Consider the following 20,382-nt stretch of genomic DNA (forward strand, 5'->3'; position numbering starts at 1 on the left):
ACGCATAGAATAGAGGGAATGAACTGCGCCAGTACCGTAAAGCATGAAAGGAGGCCTGAAACAATGAAGGTTGGATTTATCGGAACCGGCAGCATGGGCAGCCTGCTAATCTATGCCCTGATCCAATCGGGTGCACTGGAGCCCCGGCAGATCGCGGCCAGCAATCGAACCCCGTCCAAAGTACGTCAGTTATCCCTCCGTTACCCCGGTCTGCATGAATCCCAGAGCAATCGGGAAACGGTGATCCGAAGTAATATCATCTTCCTGTGCGTGAAGCCGCTTGAATTCAAACATGTCATTGACGACATCCTGCCTGTCGTGAATCCCAATCATATAATTGTCTCGATCACCAGTCCCGTGCAGCTGCGACATCTGGAATCTTCACTTCCTTGCAAAGTCTCCAAGGTAATTCCCAGCGTCACACACCAAGTCGGCAGTGGAGCATCCCTCTGCATACATGGCGAACGAATGACCAGTGAAGACCGCGCTGTGTTGGAAAGTCTGCTCAGTCATATCGGTAGGCCGTACCAAGTGGATGAAGCCTGTACACGAATCACATCCGACTTCTCCAGCTGCGGACCTGCATTCATATCGTTCTTTTTGGAACAGTGGATCGAAAGTGCGGTGAAGCTGACAGGCATCAAAAGGGCAGATGCCTGCGCTCTGGCTGGCGAAATGCTCCTGGGAACAGGCAAGCTGCTCACCGAAGGAGGATACACGCCGCAAGAGCTTCAGGCTCGTGTCGCTGTACCTGGCGGTATTACCGCTCAGGCACTTGCACTGCTGAAGGTAAGTCTCGACGGTGTTTTCGACAGCCTGATCCACACGACACATGACAAATATGATGAAGATTTGTTAAAGCTGGATGAACTATTTCGAGCCGGTGAGATTAACCGGCAACAATATTAACGAGTTTGCCTGGAACGGCAATGACCTTACGAATGGTCTTGCCTTCCAGCGCCTGCTTAACAGGTGCCAACTCCATCGTAAAGTCCTGCATACCCTGTGCATCCAGATCCTTCGCAATCGTAGCACGAGTTACAATTTTACCATTTACCTGAACAACGATTTCTACTTCCGCATCCACTGTCATGGACTCATCATATTCAGGCCAAGCCACGTAAGAGATTCCACCTTCATGACCCAGACGGCTCCAAAGTTCCTCTGCCATATGCGGTGCCAGTGGTGACAACAGTTGCACAAAGTTTTCCATCGCTTCGCGAGGCAGTGTATCTGCTTTGTATGCATCGTTGATGAAAATCATCAGCTGGCTGATGGATGTATTGAAGCGCAGGTGTTCCAGATCTTCCGTAACTTTTTTGATCGTTTTGTGAGCAGTCCGCTTGAACTCATCCGTTCCACCGTCCACCGTAATCTTGTCATTGATGGCTCCTGTGTCTTCGTTAATGAAGAGACGCCATACACGTGACAGGAAGCGGTGCATGCCTTCAACCCCGTTTGCATTCCACGGTTTTGTCGCTTCCAATGGTCCCATGAACATCTCGTACAGACGCAATGTATCTGCACCGAATTCATTGACGATTTCATCCGGGTTAATGACATTACCACGAGATTTACTCATTTTCTCATTATTGGTACCCAGGATCATACCTTGGTTAACGAGTTTATGGAAAGGTTCTTTGGTCTCCACAACACCCAGATCATACAGCACTTTGTGCCAGAAACGAGCGTACAGCAAGTGAAGCACCGCGTGCTCTGCTCCGCCAATGTACAGATCAACTGGCAGCCACTGCTGCTGTTTCTCCTTGGAGATCAGTTCCTTGTCATTGTGCGGATCGATAAAGCGCAGGTAATACCAGCAGCTACCCGCCCATTGTGGCATGGTGTTGGTCTCACGACGTGCCTTCATTCCCGTTTCCGGATCTACCGTATTCACCCACTCCGTAACATTCGCCAGTGGTGATTCTCCAGTACCCGAAGGTTTGATCTGGTCGATATCAGGCAGCAGCAGTGGAAGTTGATCCTCAGGTACCGTCTTCATCGTTCCGTCTTCCAGATGCAGAATCGGGATTGGCTCACCCCAGTAGCGCTGACGGCTGAACAGCCAATCACGCAGACGATAGGTTACTTTCCCTTGCCCTTTACCGTTCTCTTCCAGCCAAGCAATCATCTTGGCAACCGCTTCTTCATTATTCAGTCCGTTCAAGAAATCGGAATTCACATGCGCGCCATCACCGGAATAAGCCTCTTGTGTAACGTCTCCACCTTGAATAACCTCGATGATATCCAGACCGAACTGCTTCGCAAATTCCCAGTCACGTGCATCATGACCCGGAACAGCCATAACCGCACCTGTACCGTAGCCTGCAAGAACGTAATCAGCTATCCAGATCGGCAGTTTTGCACCATTAACAGGGTTGATTGCATAAGCGCCAGTGAATACACCTGTTTTGTCTTTGGCCAAATCCGTACGTTCCAGATCACTTTTACGAGAAGCCTGCTCCTGATAAGCCTGAATCGCTTCACGTTGGTCATCGGTTGTAATTGCTTCTACCAATTCATGTTCCGGAGCAAGTACTGCAAAGCTCGCACCGAACAATGTGTCCGCACGGGTAGTAAACACCTTAATAACTTCCTCGCGACCTTCAATGGCAAATACAACTTCTGCACCTGTCGATTTACCGATCCAGTTGCGCTGCATATCTTTGATGCTTTCAGACCAATCCAGCTCTTCCAGGTCTTCCAACAGACGCTCTGCATACTCGGTAATTCTCAGAACCCATTGACGCATTGGTTTGCGTACAACCGGATGTCCACCACGTTCACTCTTGCCATCAATAACCTCTTCATTAGCAAGTACCGTTCCAAGGGCTTCACACCAGTTAACTGCAACTTCATCCACATAAGCCAGGCCCTTATTGTACAGCTGGATAAAGATCCATTGTGTCCATTTATAGTATTCAGGGTCCGTTGTGCTGATCTCACGATCCCAGTCATAAGAGAAACCGAGCGATTTGATCTGGCGACGGAAATTGTCAATATTACGGAATGTAATATCTCGTGGATGTTCACCTGTATCCAGTGCATGCTGCTCAGCAGGCAGACCGAAAGCGTCCCAACCCATTGGGTGCAATACGTTGTAACCGCGCATACGTTTGTAACGGGAAACGATATCCGTTGCCGTATATCCTTCCGGGTGGCCTACGTGCAGACCTGAACCGGATGGATAAGGGAACATATCCAGTGCATAAAATTTCGGTTTAGCAGGGTCCTCACCCGTTTTAAACGTTTTATTTGCATCCCAGTATTGCTGCCAACTTTTTTCCATGACTTGTGGCTGATAGCCGTGTTTCGGCTGGTTATTCTCACTCATCTATTGTTCCTCCTTCAGGTTATTCGCTTTAGCTTTAATTGCAACAAAAAAACCTCAGCATCCCGTAGCGTTTGCAGCGCTAGGGACGAGAGGTTGAATTCCCGTGGTACCACCCTAGTTAGCGGACGAACGTGCTTCGTCATCCACTCCCTTTGGACCTGTAACGGCGGTTAACCGATGCGGATTTCCATTCCTGAACCCAAGCTTTATACAAGCAGGTTAAACAGAATGGTGTAATCACCGCATTTCTCCAAGGCGAGTTCGCAAATCACTGTCAACCGGCTTGCACCAACCGCCGGCTCTCTGTTATGTACAGGAATTACTACTGATCCTTATCATCGAAATATGTATACAATATCGGGACCATTATATAAAAAAGCAAGCCCAAAGTCAATATTACACGTTATAATCGCTATCTTGAAGTCTACGTTTCGTATCGTTCATAACACTGGTTGCTGTTCAGGATAAGCGAAAACGCTCAATGCCTTCCTCCAGATTATGAATGGTCCAATTCACATGTTCCTGATTATCATATTGGCGATAAGCGCATTCAATGCGTAATACCAGATCAAAATACAAGTCGTATAAACTTCTTCTTCTCAGCTCACTTTCAGTTGTAATCGCATGCCCATACCCTTTCACAAAACCGGGAGTATAGTTAAAATGACTGAAATAATGCTCCATCAGAGGATCTGCCCACAGTGAACGTTCAAAATCAATAATCGCTGTAATGCGACCTTTGTCTACTAGAACATTGCCATCCCACAGATCCCAACTCACAAGCACAGGTTCTTTGACATCGTCCAGTACATTGGATTTTTCTTCAATCAAACGTCTCAATTCAGGGTAATCGATCGAAAATGTAATTCCGGCTTCTTCACCATCGGTAAGAATGTCATCCATCAAATTCATAAATGCTTCTTTCCATGTGGAATAACGCTGTTTTTGCTCCGAGAAATATCCAAACTTCTCACCCTTGATTTCATTAATTCGACGATTGTACCGACCCAGCTGGTGTTCAATGGCTTCCTGCTCTTCTGCAGAATATTGATCCTTAACCTGATTATAGGGTGTTCCAGACATGTATTCCATGATAAAATAACGGGCTGAAGCCATAGTTAACGAATCATCATAAGCCAACACTTGGGGTACGGGAACATCCTGTAGCTCCGTAATAAGGCGCAGGGCCTCAACTTCGGCAATCATGAGATCCTGCTCACAGCGCATCAGATTTGTCGAAGCTGAAGGAGCAATTTTGAGTACCACTCGCTGTGCGTCACTGAGTGTAATGAGATATGCATGATTGGCCCAGCCATCCACCATTTCCTTGTAGTCCTGTATACTTGCAGAGAAATGCTGCTTTATTATGGCATTCAACTGTTCTGACGAAAGTCTTGTTTTATATGTACTTTCCACTTCTACACCTCACATTGACATTTGATTTGTTTTCTCAGAAAACGCTTTCTATCCGACTATTATCGCCTCCTTTACTTTAACTGGCAATACTTTTTGTCACGTCGATATATCTTTTCTTGCATTCCTTTACCCTATTTAAGAATATTGCTATTCATTCTCCATGGAAAATCAAACAAAAAAAACTGCCCTTATGCAACATACATAAGGACAGTTCTCATTATTCGCTCTTACTTCACAGCCACGTAGAACAAGCGCTGTGCGCTGTCTTCGGCCTCTTTCCATTCAAAATCCGCATATACCTTCACGTCTCTAAAGCCTGCTTTGGACAACTCCAGCTTCATCCAGTCCGGATTATATGCACGCTGGACATGAACTTCTTCAAAGCGCTGGTACATATCCTTGTTACCATTATCCACACGCGAAAAAATACTGAGATGATGCTCAATCTCACAGCGATCCTGATCCAGATCACAAGTCCAAATATACGACACGGAGCGCTCATCCAGTACAAAAGGCTGCTCTTCATCATAACGAATAAGGGTATTAGGATGATGCACATCAAACAGGAACGTTCCACCAGGCTTCAGCATTTCGTATGTCCGCTGGAAAGTACGAACGACATCTTCTTGTTCAAGCAAATAATTGACACAATCACAGAAAGATATCACCGAATCCACAGGTTCCGGAACTCGCCAGTCTCGCATATCCTGCTGCACCCAACGTACGCTGCCTTCCCGATACAAGCGATGGCCCTGAGGCGTAGCCTCCATCTTGCTGCGTGCAACCGACAGCATATCTGCTGAGAGGTCAATGCCTGTAACTTCGAAACCGGAGTTCACGAGCGGGATCGTAATGGAGCCCGTTCCACAGCCAAGTTCGGCTACACTTTTGGGCATTCCATGCTTTTCCCATGCTGTTCTTGCAAACCTTATCCAGTCCGGATAAGGCATATCTTCCATTAATTCATCATACACATAGGCAAATTTCCGGTAAGACATGTCAGGCACCGCACTTTCAATTTCATTTTCGAATTGATCTATATAAATTGAACTAAAGAATATTTACACTGGACACTCCAATGACAGAACAACCTTCCGATCGCTGTTATCCCCAGATTTTTTTGATTCCTTTTATAAAGGATTAAATCCGGGGATAAAGGCAGGTTTATGCTTACGAAGTAGCTTTCCATAGAAAGCTTGTAGCTACACTTCTTCAGGTTCTTTCTGTCCTCTCCGTTTCGTGTAAATGTTTAGTTCAATTTATATAACAAAAGCAAAGACAGGGGTATCCGGTATTTACCCAGCCTAGCCCTGCCTTCTCCGAGTTTCATATTACGAAATATTCAATCAAGAAAATTACTTATTTTCATTCTGATCCGCAGGAGCAGATTCGGACAGATACGTCCAGCTTTCCTTTTGGACCACCAATCCGTCCTTCATCAATTTGCCCAGGGCACGCTTGAAAGCGGACTTACTGATGCCAAAGCGCTGCTTGATGATATCCGGCGGAGTTGCATCCGAGTAAGGCATGCCGCCCATAGGACGCTCTTTCATAAAGGCGAGCAGCTTGTCTGCATCTTCGTTACGTCCAACTTGTTTGAGTTGAGTCATGGCCAGATTCACACGTCCGTCTTCACGTACCAGTGTAACCCGACATTTAACTTTCTCACCAAGACGCAACATATGACTACGTTCGGATGAATGAATCATACCAATCGCGCCAAAGCCCAGCACACCGCCCTCTACAAGTACAAAAGTACCCATCTGCAGTGGCTTGTATACCGTCGCTTCAACCCACTCGTTTAACCATGAAGTTGGAGCATGGAAAGCCAACGGTGAAAGCTCACGTTCCCCGGCCAATTTGGCACGCAGACGTCCCTGCTTGTCATGTTCCATGATTACAAAGACTTCATCCCCCACTTGAGGACGAAGTTCTTCCAGTTCAGGCAATTCACGAATAGGAAGCAGCAATTGCCGTCCAAGTCCCATTTCCAGGAAACAGCCCAGTCGTGGGTGAACATCAGCCACAACCAGTCGTGCCATTTCGCCAAGCATGAGATAAGGCTTTTTCATCGTTACGGCAAGACGATCTTCGGTATCAAAGAATACAAATACCTCAAGCGTCTCACCAATTTTAATATCCCGTGTTAACTCAGTGTAGTGAAGCAGTACATCTTCCGATCCTGTCGTCAAAAAGAAGCCAAACGGAGACACTTCACGTGAAACCGGCAGAGAGACGACTGTTCCAGCAATCAAACTCATACAGTTTCCACCACTTTGGCATCAGACCATAGTCGTTCAATGTTGTAGTATTCACGCTCGTCACGGTGGAAGATATGAACAACAACATCGCCCATGTCCATCAATACCCAACGTGCGGAATCCATACCTTCGATACCTTTAATCGTCGCTCCGGCTGCATGAGCCTGTTTGCGAATTTCAGTGGCAATGGCTTGTACCTGTGTATCGGAATTCCCGTGACAAATAACAAAATAATCTGCCACCAGGGAAACATTAATCAGATCCAACGCTACAATGTTGGATGCCTTTTTGTCGTCAGCGGCAGCAACCGCCATATTCATAAGTTCTTTCGATGATACTGTCATGAACCAACCTCCATAATCTATAATTGTGTGTTCAAAAAGATCAGTTTTCAGTACCGAGAAGATGGAATAAAGCTAGAAATGGAGTAGCGGAGCGTAGGCAAACTACGTGAGCAACGGACATTTCAGCTGAATTTCATCTTCGATGCTGATGATGCCGCTAGGCATCCTTCGTAATCAAAAGTGGACTTTTTGAACAACCTCTATAATTGTGCAATTAAGTCATTCCGCGACAGCATAGTCAAAGGATAAATGACACGTCGCTGCGAGATCAGCAAGCTGATCGTCGAATCGAATCCGGCAATTAAACCTTCCTCCAGACTACGTTCAGCCTGTTCGCGAATGTGTTCCACTCCCGGGAAATCCCGTCCCGGTTCAATGTAATCGGCAAGACATACCACTTTGTCCAGTAAGCTCATGCCTACCCGACCCGAGGTATGCCACCGGATGGCATTAATAACTTCGGAATCTTCCACACCGTAATCACGCTTGGCTACAAAAGCACCGACTTCGGAATGCCAGAGCTGCTTGTCATGCTGCAGAAGTTCCTGGTTTAATCCGTTATCACGGATGACCGCTTCCATCTCCGCTACGGGCCAGTACTTCGCCACATCATGCAATATCGCTGCCAGATCCGCTTTTACAGGATCAGCCCCGTATTTTTCAGCCAACATTACTGCCGATTCCATTACACCCAGTGTATGCTTCCAGCGTTTTTCCGGCATTTGTCCGGATACGGCTTGAATCAGTTCCTCACGGCTTAGTGCCATATAAACCGCTCCTTACAATGTATTGGTGCACCTCATCAGGAATCATGAAGCGTACCGAATGTCCTTTGGCCAGACGTCTGCGTACGGCTGTCGATGAAATATCGACCAAGGGCATCTCGGCCAGCAAGACCCGATCCTGTAACTCGTCTGGTAAATCATCCAGATGTAACTGGAATCCCGGCCGACCAACTCCGATAAAGGTTAAGCGTTCGGCAAGTTCTTCAATCTGCTCCCATTTGGGAAGATAGTTCACCATATCCGCCCCGATAATGAAATAAAATTCATGTTCAGGATGGCGACGCCACAGTTCCTTCATCGTATCAATGGTATAAGACACTCCACCCAATTCCATCTCGATACCCAGCACCTCATATTGCTGCACACCCTTCACAGCCGCTTCCGTCATGTCGAGACGTTGCTGTCCCGAAGCTCCGGCTCCGCGTTTGTGAGGTGGAACATGGGAAGGCATGAACCAGATTTCATCCAGTGCATGTGAATCCCTTGCCGCTTCAGCTGCCAGGAGATGTCCCATGTGGATCGGATCAAACGTACCACCCATGATGCCGATCTTCACCTGCGTCACGCTCCCTTATCTAGGTAATTCGATTTGTTTGTTATCGCGCGATTCTTTGTACAGGATGATTGTGTTACCGATGAGTTGTACAAGTTCACTTCCCGTTTCACGGGCAACTTCTTCTGCCATCTCTTTTCTGTCCTCGTCATTGTTGTTCAACACTTGCACTTTCATCAATTCGCGCTTCTCAATCGCATCTTCGATGTGACGGAACAGGTGCTCGTTGGTTCCACCTTTACCAATCTGAAATACAGGGGTCAGGTGATGTGCCTGTGACCGCAAAAAGCGCTTTTGTTTACCGTTTAACATGAATACTCCATACTCCTTATGTTGAGCAGGCCCTGATCGACAGCGCAAAAACTGTCCGGACCTGACCATTCAATTATTATTTTTCAATGGTGAAAATGATCACTGAGTACACAAGGTGACTCCGATTGCAGTACCATCTTCCGATCGCTGTTATCCCCAGATTTTTCTGATCCCTTTTCACAAAGGGAAAATCCGGTGATAAATGCGACCACTTCGTTTCTTCAGATTGGTTCTGCACTCGTCGTCTGCATGTACTCTTAATATCATTTTCACACTTCAAAACTGTTTAGTACAGCACGTCTCATCGTTTCCACAGGAGCCGGGATGCCAAGCCAATATTCAAAGGCCACTGCGCCCTGGTATACAAACATACCCAGACCACCGTGCACCGTGCATCCGCGCATCCGCGACTCTTGAAGCAGACGGGTCTCCAGCGGATTGTAGATCAGATCACTCACCGCTGCTCCTTCACGGATCAGTGTGGGATCAACCGGTACGTCATCAACATACGGGTGCATTCCTGCAGCGGTTGTGTTAATCACGATATCAGCCGTAGCCAGTACCGTCGCAACGTCTTCCATGCCACTGCCCGAGATTTCTCCCAAGCCATGCCCCCGCAAATCCGAAGCAAGTGCAATAGCCCTGTCCGCTGTACGGTTTAGGATATGGATCCGCTCAGGCTTCTCCAGTGCAAGTGCATATATGACACCTCTTGCTGCTCCTCCTGCTCCGAGTACAGCAATACGTTTACCAGCAAGCTCAGGCACAGCCTCTTCCTTCAGCGATCGGACATAGCCAATACCATCTGTATTGTACCCTGTCAGTGTTCCACCTTCATTAACGATGGTATTCACCGCACCAATCAGGCGAGCACTTTCATCGATCACATCCAGATACTGCATTACCTGCTCTTTGTGCGGGATGGTGACATTGACTCCACGATAGCCCAGTGCCACAATTCCCCGAACTGCTGCTTCCAGTTGATCCGGATGAACATGCAGTGGCATATACATTCCATTCACTTCTGCAGCCTGGAGAGCCGCATTGTGCATTGCCGGAGACTTGGAGTGAGCAATCGGATCACCCATAACACCAAGCAGCACGGGAAGTGAAGAGTTGAATTTTTTCTGCTCAGACATAGGTCCGCCTCCGATCCATCTGATGTACAGATTCTGAGAATTTACTAGATCAAGGATGGGCGGATCTGTACACGAATGCCTTTTGGAGCATGAACAGCAACAAGCGCTCCAATATCGCCATTAACCTTAATCCAGCCCAGACCCGAGATGAATACATCCGATTGACTGCCGCGTTTGATGCGGAATTCATGTCTGGTCCATTCAGCCATCTCTGCTGCATCCTCACGGGTTGGCGGAGACAACAATTCTCCCAGATGGTCGCGGTACAGATCATCTGCACGCTCCAGCTTCGTCCGGTGAATATCAAGCGCAGTGCTAATAAAACAAGTGAACGACTGGCGATCACCTTCCACAAAGTCAAATCGAGCCATGCCGCCGAAGAACAGCGTCTGACCGGAATTCAGCTGATACACAGCCGGTTTAAGCGGTTTTTCCGGCATGATGGCAGCGAGATCCTTACGTGAAACAATCTCGCTGAAACGCCATGGATACACGATTCCAGGCGTATCAATAATATATTTTCCATCATCCAACGGAATGTTCACCATATCCAACGTTGTTCCCGGATAACGGGATGTGGTCAGTTCCTGCTCCAGATCGCTGTAATCACGGATCAGACGGTTAATCAGTGTGGATTTACCCACATTGGTACCACCAACCACGTACACGTCACGATCTTCGCGATACGTTCCTACAAGCTCAAGCAGTCGGTCGAAGCCCTGATTTTGCTTTGCACTGCACAAGACTACATCCACGGTACGCAAACCCTGTTCTTTGGCTTGCTTCTGAACCCAGTTGCGAACCTTGTTCCAGTTGGTAACTTTCGGAAGCAAGTCCGTTTTGTTCACAGCAAGCAATACCGGATTGTTGCCTACAAAACGTTGCAGACCGGAGATAATACTGCCATCAAAGTCAAACAAATCAACGATATGGATGACAAGTGCATCCTTATCCCCGATTTTGCTAAGCAGCGCCAGGAATTCGTCCTGATCCACCGTAACGGATGATGACTCATTGTAGTTTTTGATGCGGAAACAGCGCTGGCATATAACCGGTTCACGATCCAATGCCTTCTCGGGGATAAACCCTGGTAATTCCGAATTTTCTGTTTGCAGATGCACGCCGCATCCGCTGCACCTTACGGCAAGATTGCCGTTATGCGGTTCTGTCATTTCTTCTTTTCCTCCTCAAGCCATAAGCCTTTCCTGCGTAAACTCGTTAGAGCAATCCGTTCCACGCGTCGATTGAAGCGGGTCATAAATCCTTCGTCCCCAATGGAGATTGGCAGTACCAGAACGGTATATAACCCCATTCGGTTCCCTCCATAAACGTCCGTAAGCATCTGATCGCCTACTACAATCGTGTTTTCAGGAGATAACTCCATCATTTTCATTGCTCTACGAAACGGTACATTCGATGGTTTGCGTGCACTATGCACAAACTGGATATCCAGCGGGGTCGCAAACAGGGATACACGATTCAAATTGTTATTGGACACAATCATCAGCTTGAAACCTGCCTCTTTCACACGTGCAAACCATTCAATCAGTTCGGGCGTAGCGTCAGGGGCTTTGGCTCCAACGAGTGTGTTATCCAGATCAGTTATAATTCCACGGTAGCCTTGAGCGTACAGCTCTTCCAGATTAATGTCAAAAACCGTGTCTACACGCAGCTTGGGCATTAACATTTTAAACAAAGAAGTCACCTCAGTTTCATACGACACACTATATCACAAATCCGTCTTTCCTGAAAATGCATACAGCGCCTGATGGCATAGGAAAAAAGGAAAAACGGGACGGGCAACAACTATGCCCGTTCCGCTTTCAGTTCCTTCCGCAGCTTCAAGGCAGTCTGATAGACGGCCTTCCAGTCGTCGGCTTTTACGGACGCCGGACTGTAACGAGTCTGTTCAAATTTCGTGAGAAGCTCATGCAATGTAGCTTCTGCAGCAGGTTTTGCCTGGCTCCAGCGGGCTACCGATTCACGAAGTGTCTCGTCTCCGCTCCGGGTCAACCCTTTGCGTTTCACATACTGAATCCAACGTTCGGTCTCTGCCACTACCTTCTGTTCAGGGGTGAGCGGTCCACCTGTCCGTAGACGAAGCAGGAAGAATCGCATGGAGAAACGATTACGCCAGAACATATAGGCTACCCACAATACAATAATGGCTCCAGCAGCCCAGATAACAATAGTCGGGATGGCAGACGATGTCTGCTCAGGTGCAGGGGTCTGCTCTTCCTCTTGTACCGGCTCCTCTTCTGGCTCTTCTTCTGGCTCATCTACAGGCTGTACATCAGGCTGTTCCGTCAGCAGCGGCATATCAAAGCCCGGCGTTGCTTCAACAGGAATCCATCCATACTCACCAAAGTAAACCTCTGCCCAGGAGTGTGCATCTGCATTGGTAACGGTGTAGGTCGTCTCAATCTCCGCGCCAGGTTGACGTGGAGCCTGCATGTCCGAATTCAGGGACAGTTGTCCAGGCGCATAACCTTTAACCCACCTTGCAGGAATGCCCTCCGAGCGCGCCATCATCACCAGCGCAGTCGAGAAGTAATCACAGTAGCCTTCCATAATATCGAACAGGAAACCTTCCACAAAGTCGCCGCTTACTTTTCGAGATAAATCCGGATTGTTCGTGTATTCAAAATTAGTTTGTAAATAGTTTTGCAGTAATGCCACTTTTTCATACGGAGTATTCGCAGATGCCGTTATCTCGGCTGCCAGATTCGACACCCGGTCAGGGAAACGGGATGGTAACTGCAAGTACATATCATCTGCCGGATTACTGTTATACAGATCTTCAAATGACTTTGTACGAAGCTCATCTTCCACAATCACAGGGGCTTCCGACACGATAGTATATGTCTTGGGATACTGTGGTTGCTGACGGTCTGTCACCACATGCAGTTCAGCCTGTTCGGCATTCCACAACATCCGATCCGTTCTGTCTTCACCATTAATCGAGCTAACTTCCGAGATTGAATAAGCACCAAAGAGAATCGGATAGACATTATCATTCAGCATCGTTACGTTCTGAGTCACTTGTTTGGTATTCACATTACCGGATTCTTGGTTCTCGAGAGGCTGTCCGGCTTCAACATTCTCTGTCGCACCCCGTCCACGGTCATCCCAGCCTGTACCTGTATACTCTGCACGTGTCTCACCACGCCAGTAACTGCGCTCATTGGTGGTGACAGACATAACAGGGGTATAGTCGAAGTTGAATCCTCCACCAAGCTGATTGTCTTCCCTGCTGTATCCCGATTCGGTAGCCGCGGGAATATCAAGGTTTCCGTTACCAGCCTGACTTGTGGAAGTTCCGGTATAGTTACGCCACGCCGTATATGGGTCCGTCAAGGTGGGTGGAATCTCCGGCATATTGACGCTGGCTACAATAATTAAAGAAAAGATAATGGCAATATTGGCCAGGACTTTATAAGGATAACGGATGATTCGTTTCCAACCTTGTGGATACTGTAGCTGATAGTTACGGAAATGCTGGCATACGAGCCATCCCATCCCCGCAAACATCACCCAGGCGATTTCAATCCAGAGTGGAATCTGGGTGAAAGAATCGAGAATCCCCATCGAAATGATGTTGACTCCCAGAAAAACAAGAATGCGACGTGTTGTGGTCACGAGTCGAAGCGCAGCTTCAAGCATTACCCATGCACACAAAGAGAACCAGATGTACGGCGTCATATGCAATATAAATTGCTCCGCTCTGTCTGTTAAAGAGCCATAAGGGATGTACACCGTATAATCGATCAGCGTTTTATGCAAAATGTAACCAACAACGACCGCCTTGATCATCGCGCGATATATCGTTTTGAAGGGCAGAATGACCTCCAGCACACTGACTGCTGCAAGTGTCCATAACACCAGAGAAGTGGTCTCCGTGTACCACGATTCCTGCGTAAATGAAATCCACTGCATTCCAATGAGGAAAATCCAGAGCAATGACGCTGCATGATACCAGGATCGTTTGCCTGCAACACTTTCATTTCCTTTTGTACTCATGCAGAACCTCCCCCCATCACCGTTGGAAGCTCCTGCAAGTGAGAAACAGTGAATGACCTCGTGCCTCTTCCACGCAACATGGCATTCCACTCGGCACTCCGGCGGGATTCACTGGTATCGATCAGAATATGACATGGAGTCATGCCCCGCGTATCGGCCCAGCGCAACAGTTCCATTATTTTTTCATCCTTCTGGGGAGAAATCACAACAAAGTAAGCTCCCTGAGGCAGTTGACGTGCAATTCTTTCCACGCCGGGCAACAGATGGGTATCCTGGCCGTTATATTGAATATCCACCAGATGATGCATCATCTTCTGTCGTTCCATCAGACTTTCACTGGGGGCCATGAAGGAGGTCTGGTCTGACAATGTCAACAACCCCATCCCCATTCGTTCCCTGACACCATACTCCAACAGAGAGGCAGCCGTGGAAACGGCAATTTCAAATGCATCCCCATGTTCGTAACTTGATGCCAGCGCATCCAGAACCAGAATGGTTTTGGGCACAGACTCATGTTCAAACTCCTTGGACTTCCAGTTCCCTGTCTTTGCCGTTGCATTCCAGTGAATGCGGGAAAGTCGATCTCCGTATACGTAGTCACGTACACCATTGATCTGAGTGGTCTCCCTCCGTGAACGGGTTAACGCCGTCTGAGGACCGGATAACCGTGATTTGCGGTCGTAGAGCTGCCAATATGGAATAAATACCGTTCTTGGCAGGACGCGAAACTCACCTTTGGCCTTAAACTTTCCTCGATGTTCGATCAGTCCAAATATGTCCTCGCTGGCACATTCCGTTTCTGAAAAAACATACTTCCCCCGCTCAAGTGGTGGCGTCTGGAATGACAGCTCCCCATTACCTCGCATATTGGGAATCAAACTTTCCTTGAACGACCACGATTCTCCGTTATGCCGATGCAGCATTTCACGTACAACAACATAGGGAAGCGGGAGGAATCCCGGAATCGTCAGACTCAGCTGTACTTGAACCTGGTCACCCGCATGCAGCAATTCTTCGTGGTCTGGACCAGAAGATAACCTACGATTTCCTTGAGCGCGTCTTACCCCGCTAAATCCAGCAATGGCAAGGTACACACAGAGGAGGGTCACCATCGACAGTAACATAAGGGATGTCTTCCCGCCCTGAAACAAAACATAAGCCAGACAGCACATCCACACCATTGCGATGCTCCATACGCGTGGGTGGCGTAACCCTCTATTAACTGTTCTCAAAAGCGGCTTCATGAACTATTGCCCCATGGAGACGGGCACGCGTACTTGCTGGAGTACGGCATTCAAAACGGCCTCGGAACTCATACTGTCCAGTCTCGATTCGGGACGAAGCACAATACGATGAGAGATCACATAAGGGGCCATCGTTTTCACATCATCCGGAAGCACATAATCACGTTCCTGCAGGAAAGCAAAGGCTTTTACGGCCATCATGAAAGATATGGCTGCCCGTGGGCTGGCACCCAACAATACAGATGGGTGGGAGCGGGTTTGACGAACAACATCCAGCAAATAGTCCATAACCGGATCACCGATAAAGACCTCTTTAATCTCCTGTTGAATTGCAGAGATCTGATCCATATGAGTCACGGATTCAAGACGATCTACAGGCTGACCCATCTGATGCTGTTTCAATAGGATTTTCTCAATTTCCTTATCGGGATAACCTAGACTTATTTTCAACATAAACCGGTCGAGTTGGGCTTCCGGCAAAGTATACGTACCTTCAAAATCAATCGGATTCTGAGTTGCACAGAGCATGAATGGATGTGGCAGATCATACGTATCGCCATCAACGGTTACGCTGCGCTCCTCCATAACTTCGAGCAGAGCCGATTGGGTTTTTGTTGTGGCCCGGTTAATCTCATCAGCTAGCAAAATGTTGGTCATAACAGGACCTGGCCGGAAATAAAAACGCTCATCCTTCGGATGGAACACAGATACGCCTGTAATATCACTAGGTAAAATATCAGGATTACATTGAATACGCCGGTACTCACCACGCATGGATTTCGATAATGCCTTGATTAACTGCGTTTTGCCGGTTCCCGGTACGTCTTCAATCAGAACGTGCCCGCCTGCAAGCAAAGCTGTAAGTAAAAGTTGAATTTCAAAGGATTTCCCCATAATGCAGGATTCCAGATTTGAACGAACTGCGGATATGATTTGGATCGACTCTTTGCGCACAGGCATGTGGTCTAACCTCCTAAAAAAGCATACAGATTTCCTTTTATTGTACATGATCCAGAGTCACGAGTACACTCGAAGGAACTCACAATTTGTTTCCAGCCCGTCAGATTCACCGCAGTTCTCGCATGAATACGACAAAAAAGGCCCGGATAGAAGTTATCCGAAGCCTCTGCTGAATCGCAATATGTTCAAGTAGATTTCCCATTCTATGTTAGCCTTTTGGCCTAACCACCAATGCCGCGAGAAAAGAAAAGATGATCGCTGACGAAATTCCCGCCGCAGTCAGATCAAAAATCCCCGTAATCACACCCAGCCATCCCTCTTTTTCCAGCTCCGTCAATGCCCCGTGCACCAAGGAGTTACCGAAACTTGTGATGGGGATTGAAGCACCCGCACCTGCAAACTTAACCAAGGGGTCGTACAGGCCAAATGCATCCGCAAGCGCACCTGCTACAACAAGTGTGCTCATCGTATGTGCCGGTGTCAGTTTGACACCATCCATTAGAAGCTGTCCGACAACACAGATCAAACCGCCAACAATAAATGCCCACAAGAATTGCATTACCTTTATCCCTCCTTTTCTATGGCTACCGCATGAGCAATACAGGGAATGCTCTCACCCTGCTGGTACGAAATCGGAGATAACAGCGCCCCGGTAGCAACGACGAGCACCCGTTTAAGATCACCCTTTTGCATGCGGTTCAAAATGTGACCATAGGTGACGGTGGCAGAACATCCGCAGCCACTTCCTCCGGCAACAACATAAGGCTGTTTCTCCCGATCATAGATCATCAGGCCGCAGTCATTAAAAACCGTCTGTTCCATGGGAATGCCTTCTTTTTGCAAAAGCTCTTTCGTAATTGGCAGACCGACGGAAGCCAGATCCCCAGTCACAATGAGATCATAATAGCCGGGTTCCAATCCCGTATCCCTGAAATGAGAGATTATAGTGTCGGCTGCTGCTGGCGCCATGGCTGAACCCATATTAAAGGGATCTTTGATGCCCAAATCCATAATGCGTCCAATGGTGGCTTTGGTAACAACGGGACCATCACCAGTAAGGGAGACCACACCACACCCTGCTCCTGTGACGGTATATTGAGCATAAGGCGGCTTTTGGGAGCCATACTCCGTCGGATACCGAAATTGTTTTTCCACCGTACAGTTGTGGCTCACCGTTCCTGCAAGGACATAATCTCCAGCTCCCGAGTCAATAATCATCGAGGCCAAAGCTAATGTTTCCATGGATGTGGAGCAGGCTCCAAAGACACCCAGGTAAGGCACACCCAGTTTTCGTGCTGAAAAGGAACTGCTGATAATCTGATTCATCAGATCACCACCAACAAAAAATTGAAGCTCTTCCTTGGTGATATTTGCATTTACCAAAGCCAGCTGAGATGCCTGTTCGAGCAGTTTGCGTTCTCCCTTTTCCCACGTTTTCTCGCCGATCTCGAGGTTGTCATAGACATAATCGAAATCAGATGACAGTGGACCCTCGCCTTCTTCTGGTCCTACAACTGCGGCTTTACCGATGATCCGAGGACGATTCTCAAACTGCCATGTCTGGCGACCCAATCGTTTCACAGGTGCCCACCTCCAAATCCCAAAAAGGCGTAAACGATCCCTACGACAAATGCTGCCACGACACCAAACACGATAACGGAACCAGCAAGTTTAAACATGTTGGCCCCTACACCGAGCACCAGTCCTTCAGCACGATGTTCCAGTGCAGCAGAACACATGGAATTGGCAAAGCCGGTAACCGGCACAGCAGTGCCCGCTCCTGCCCATTGAGCCATTTTATCGTAAACGCCGAGACACGTTAGAATAACTGATATGAGAATCATGACCGCCACCGTAGGACTGGAAGCTTCCTTCGATGTCATGTCGAAACCGGCCATAAAAGCCTCTTGAATGGCCTGTCCAATCAAACAGACGGTACCCCCAACCAGAAATGCTTTAAGGCAATTTTTCAGGATTGGACGAGGCGGCTCATGTTTTTTTGCGACTTTTTTGTACTCCTTTTCATCCATGGACAGGGACGACGTTTTTTTTTCGCTTCCGGATGCAGATTGAGCTGGCAAGATACAAGACCTCCTCTATGTGAAAATGGTTCAAAGCTACGGCTGAATGCCAATGTGTGTAATCCTATATTCATTGTTTGTTAATAATCGGAAGGTTATGTATCCGGCGACAGACAGCATATGTTTCCAACAAGATCATGTTGTGGAAGCAAGATGGGAATACGCCGGATCTGAGGACTTTTAGATACGTCTATAAATAAAGAAGAACAATCACGAGCAAGATAAAAAGAACGATAAACAGTACTTTTTCCGTGCCCTCTTCTGGAGGCTTCATTGGATATTTAGCTCCTTCCTGTAAACAGACAAACAAATATTGAAATAAAGAAGTTCACAAAATGATGACATCTCCTCCATATATTCATATTCATTGAAGTGGCATCAGGACTGCGACTACAGCGGATAGAGTCATGAAACTTGGACACGGTAAGCGCCCAAAATATGCCTTAAATACGTGACATAAACATGGACAATCACTTGCGCAAGGTTCATACTGTAATGTGACCAGTGGTTAAATAACAAGTCCTCAGCATATTAAAGTGCATGTTCAAAAAGATAAAAGACTTTTTGAACTACATCTTAAAAGGACAACAGGCGGGTAGCCGTTCTACTGTGACCTGAAATACATACCAACAGAGGAGTTGTTGACACATGAATGAAAAAACGATGGATATGTTCCGTACGTTGACGGAATTCCCTTCCGCATCCGGTTTTGAACGTGAGCTTCGCGGCTGGATGAAAGATAAGCTTTCCGCTTATACCGATGAGTTCGTCCAGGATCGCCTGGGGAGTCTATTTGGTGTATTACGCGGGGAGGAATCCGGTCCTAAAGTTATGGTAGCCGGACACTTTGACGAAGTTGGTTTCATGACTACAGGCATTACGGAAACGGGTATGGTCAAATTCCGTCCATTGGGTGGATGGTGGAGTCAGGCTGTACTGTCTCAGCGATTGGAAATCATCACACCGGATCGTCGCATTACCGGAGTTGTAGGTTCTACACCTACACACTTGTTGGACGAGTCCCAGCGGAACAAACCTGTTGATCTGAATTCCATGTATCTCGATATTGGGGCAGACAACCGTGCGGAAGCAGAATCCTGGGGCATTCATCCAGGGATGCAGATCGTGCCAATCTGTGAATTCACGCCGATGGCGAACCCGAAAAAAATCATGGCCAAAGCATGGGATAATCGTTACGGCGTAGGACTTGCACTTGAACTGGTTGAAGCGTTGCACAAGGAAAAACTGCCTAACACGCTTTACGCTGGTGCAACGGTTCAGGAAGAACTGGGGCTTCGCGGTGCACGTACGGCGGCCAATCTGATTCAGCCTGATATTTTCTTTGCACTTGACTGTAGCGCGGCGAATGATATGACAGGTGACAAACAGTCATTTGGACATATCGGAGAAGGCGCATTGCTTCGTATTTTTGACCCGGGTATGTTCACCCATCGCGGAATGGTGGAATATGTTCAAGATACGGCTTCATCCAATCAGATCAAAATGCAGTATTTCATCTCACCAGGTGGTACCGATGCAGGTCAAGTACACCTGAGTGGAATTGGTGTACCATCAACAGTTATTGGTATCTGCGCACGTTATATCCACACCTCTTCTTCCATCATTCATACGGATGACTACGATGCGGCCAAAGAACTGATCGTGAAACTGGTCAAAGGTCTGGATCGGACAACAATGAATACCATTATTAATAACGCGTAACAGTTGATAAGAGACCTCCTAACTATTCGAGAGGTCTCTTTTTTATATCCACAACTATATCCGTTGGACACATTTACACGAGAAAGGCTATTCTGTCATTCGGAGTGGCACGTGAAAATATTTTTTCGTTCAACGTACGTAGATTAATAGGCCGAACATTATAGGGAATTACACATAAGATACAATAACGGAAGATGAATTAAACACCAAC

19 protein-coding genes and 1 other annotated feature are annotated in these 20,382 nt (G+C 47.5%); of the genes, 2 read left to right on the forward strand and 17 right to left on the reverse strand.

Annotated features, from left to right (window positions below; all coding sequences use genetic code 11):
* Positions 1-63: 63 nt before the first annotated feature.
* Positions 64-909 (forward strand): late competence protein ComER, encoded by an 846-nt coding sequence (comER, locus tag V6669_RS21720; RefSeq protein ID WP_036615122.1) that lies wholly within the window; start codon positions 64-66, stop codon positions 907-909.
* Here the strand turns inward: comER and leuS are convergent.
* From leuS to spoVAC, 17 genes are all read right to left on the reverse strand, one after another.
* The gene (gene leuS / locus V6669_RS21725) at positions 890-3,334 is read right to left on the reverse strand and encodes a leucine--tRNA ligase (RefSeq protein WP_124115957.1); all 2,445 of its coding nucleotides are present in this window, start codon (positions 3,332-3,334) and stop codon (positions 890-892) included. The two genes, comER and leuS, sit on opposite strands and share 20 nt — an antisense overlap.
* Before the next feature lie 78 nt (positions 3,335-3,412).
* Positions 3,413-3,682 (reverse strand) — a binding site (T-box leader).
* Between the two features lie 111 nt (positions 3,683-3,793).
* Positions 3,794-4,750 carry an aminoglycoside phosphotransferase family protein gene (locus V6669_RS21730; RefSeq protein ID WP_338588021.1) on the reverse strand — a complete coding sequence of 319 codons (957 nt, stop codon included), beginning with the start codon at positions 4,748-4,750 and terminating at the stop codon, positions 3,794-3,796.
* Between the two features lie 227 nt (positions 4,751-4,977).
* A complete protein-coding gene (locus tag V6669_RS21735) occupies positions 4,978-5,748 on the reverse strand; it encodes a class I SAM-dependent methyltransferase (protein WP_338588022.1) in 771 nt (256 codons plus the stop codon).
* Positions 5,749-6,105: 357 nt separating this feature from the next.
* Entirely contained in the window at positions 6,106-7,011 is a 906-nt protein-coding gene (locus V6669_RS21740) for a S1-like domain-containing RNA-binding protein (RefSeq protein WP_338588023.1), read from the reverse strand.
* The gene (gene rsfS, locus V6669_RS21745; protein ID WP_036615136.1) at positions 7,008-7,355 is read right to left on the reverse strand and encodes a ribosome silencing factor; all 348 of its coding nucleotides are present in this window, start codon (positions 7,353-7,355) and stop codon (positions 7,008-7,010) included. Before rsfS ends, V6669_RS21740 begins: the two co-directional genes overlap by 4 nt.
* Before the next feature lie 200 nt (positions 7,356-7,555).
* Complete coding sequence (gene yqeK / locus V6669_RS21750) at positions 7,556-8,122, reverse strand: bis(5'-nucleosyl)-tetraphosphatase (symmetrical) YqeK (RefSeq protein ID WP_338588024.1); 567 nt, start codon at positions 8,120-8,122, stop codon at positions 7,556-7,558.
* On the reverse strand, positions 8,106-8,696 hold the full coding sequence (locus V6669_RS21755; RefSeq protein WP_074095918.1) for a nicotinate-nucleotide adenylyltransferase: 591 nt from the start codon (positions 8,694-8,696) through the stop codon (positions 8,106-8,108). The genes yqeK and V6669_RS21755 overlap by 17 nt, the downstream gene beginning before the upstream one ends.
* Before the next feature lie 15 nt (positions 8,697-8,711).
* Positions 8,712-9,005 carry a ribosome assembly RNA-binding protein YhbY gene (yhbY, locus tag V6669_RS21760; RefSeq protein ID WP_017687186.1) on the reverse strand — a complete coding sequence of 98 codons (294 nt, stop codon included), beginning with the start codon at positions 9,003-9,005 and terminating at the stop codon, positions 8,712-8,714.
* Between the two features lie 269 nt (positions 9,006-9,274).
* Entirely contained in the window at positions 9,275-10,144 is an 870-nt protein-coding gene (gene aroE, locus V6669_RS21765; RefSeq protein WP_338588025.1) for a shikimate dehydrogenase, read from the reverse strand.
* Between the two features lie 44 nt (positions 10,145-10,188).
* The gene (gene yqeH, locus V6669_RS21770) at positions 10,189-11,316 is read right to left on the reverse strand and encodes a ribosome biogenesis GTPase YqeH (RefSeq protein ID WP_017687184.1); all 1,128 of its coding nucleotides are present in this window, start codon (positions 11,314-11,316) and stop codon (positions 10,189-10,191) included.
* On the reverse strand, positions 11,313-11,840 hold the full coding sequence (locus V6669_RS21775) for a YqeG family HAD IIIA-type phosphatase (RefSeq protein WP_036615148.1): 528 nt from the start codon (positions 11,838-11,840) through the stop codon (positions 11,313-11,315). The genes yqeH and V6669_RS21775 overlap by 4 nt, the downstream gene beginning before the upstream one ends.
* A 110-nt stretch (positions 11,841-11,950) precedes the next feature.
* Positions 11,951-14,164, reverse strand: a complete 2,214-nt coding sequence (locus tag V6669_RS21780) for a transglutaminase domain-containing protein (protein WP_338588026.1) — start codon at positions 14,162-14,164, stop codon at positions 11,951-11,953.
* Complete coding sequence (locus V6669_RS21785; RefSeq protein ID WP_338595009.1) at positions 14,161-15,345, reverse strand: DUF58 domain-containing protein; 1,185 nt, start codon at positions 15,343-15,345, stop codon at positions 14,161-14,163. The genes V6669_RS21780 and V6669_RS21785 overlap by 4 nt, the downstream gene beginning before the upstream one ends.
* Before the next feature lie 66 nt (positions 15,346-15,411).
* Positions 15,412-16,368, reverse strand: coding sequence for a MoxR family ATPase (locus V6669_RS21790; RefSeq protein WP_338588027.1), 957 nt, complete (start codon positions 16,366-16,368; stop codon positions 15,412-15,414).
* 208 nt (positions 16,369-16,576) lie between these two features.
* Positions 16,577-16,927: a stage V sporulation protein AE gene (spoVAE, locus tag V6669_RS21795; protein ID WP_062835568.1), complete on the reverse strand. Its 351-nt coding sequence runs from the start codon at positions 16,925-16,927 to the stop codon at positions 16,577-16,579.
* Positions 16,928-16,932: 5 nt separating this feature from the next.
* Positions 16,933-17,949 (reverse strand): stage V sporulation protein AD, encoded by a 1,017-nt coding sequence (spoVAD, locus tag V6669_RS21800; protein WP_338588028.1) that lies wholly within the window; start codon positions 17,947-17,949, stop codon positions 16,933-16,935.
* Positions 17,946-18,398, reverse strand: coding sequence for a stage V sporulation protein AC (gene spoVAC, locus V6669_RS21805; RefSeq protein WP_047844446.1), 453 nt, complete (start codon positions 18,396-18,398; stop codon positions 17,946-17,948). The genes spoVAD and spoVAC overlap by 4 nt, the downstream gene beginning before the upstream one ends.
* Positions 18,399-19,097: 699 nt before the next feature.
* On the opposite strand from spoVAC, the gene V6669_RS21810 reads away from it, so the two are divergent.
* Positions 19,098-20,171 carry a M42 family metallopeptidase gene (locus tag V6669_RS21810; RefSeq protein WP_074095923.1) on the forward strand — a complete coding sequence of 358 codons (1,074 nt, stop codon included), beginning with the start codon at positions 19,098-19,100 and terminating at the stop codon, positions 20,169-20,171.
* The last annotated feature ends 211 nt before the right edge of the window (positions 20,172-20,382 follow it).

The organism is Paenibacillus sp. Y5S-9, assembly GCF_036894235.1.
Classification (GTDB): Bacteria; Bacillota; Bacilli; order Paenibacillales; family Paenibacillaceae; genus Paenibacillus.

Coding starts and splice junctions, on each gene's coding strand:
- comER (WP_036615122.1), top strand. CDS start 64: ATGAAGGTTGGATTTATCGGAACCGGCAGCATGGGCAGCCTGCTAATC.
- leuS (WP_124115957.1), bottom strand. CDS start 3,334: ATGAGTGAGAATAACCAGCCGAAACACGGCTATCAGCCACAAGTCATG.
- V6669_RS21735 (WP_338588022.1), bottom strand. CDS start 5,748: ATGTCTTACCGGAAATTTGCCTATGTGTATGATGAATTAATGGAAGAT.
- V6669_RS21740 (WP_338588023.1), bottom strand. CDS start 7,011: ATGAGTTTGATTGCTGGAACAGTCGTCTCTCTGCCGGTTTCACGTGAA.
- rsfS (WP_036615136.1), bottom strand. CDS start 7,355: ATGACAGTATCATCGAAAGAACTTATGAATATGGCGGTTGCTGCCGCT.
- yqeK (WP_338588024.1), bottom strand. CDS start 8,122: ATGGCACTAAGCCGTGAGGAACTGATTCAAGCCGTATCCGGACAAATG.
- yhbY (WP_017687186.1), bottom strand. CDS start 9,005: ATGTTAAACGGTAAACAAAAGCGCTTTTTGCGGTCACAGGCACATCAC.
- aroE (WP_338588025.1), bottom strand. CDS start 10,144: ATGTCTGAGCAGAAAAAATTCAACTCTTCACTTCCCGTGCTGCTTGGT.
- yqeH (WP_017687184.1), bottom strand. CDS start 11,316: ATGACAGAACCGCATAACGGCAATCTTGCCGTAAGGTGCAGCGGATGC.
- V6669_RS21780 (WP_338588026.1), bottom strand. CDS start 14,164: ATGAGTACAAAAGGAAATGAAAGTGTTGCAGGCAAACGATCCTGGTAT.
- V6669_RS21785 (WP_338595009.1), bottom strand. CDS start 15,345: ATGGTGTGGATGTGCTGTCTGGCTTATGTTTTGTTTCAGGGCGGGAAG.
- V6669_RS21790 (WP_338588027.1), bottom strand. CDS start 16,368: ATGCCTGTGCGCAAAGAGTCGATCCAAATCATATCCGCAGTTCGTTCA.
- spoVAE (WP_062835568.1), bottom strand. CDS start 16,927: ATGCAATTCTTGTGGGCATTTATTGTTGGCGGTTTGATCTGTGTTGTC.
- spoVAC (WP_047844446.1), bottom strand. CDS start 18,398: ATGGATGAAAAGGAGTACAAAAAAGTCGCAAAAAAACATGAGCCGCCT.
- V6669_RS21810 (WP_074095923.1), top strand. CDS start 19,098: ATGAATGAAAAAACGATGGATATGTTCCGTACGTTGACGGAATTCCCT.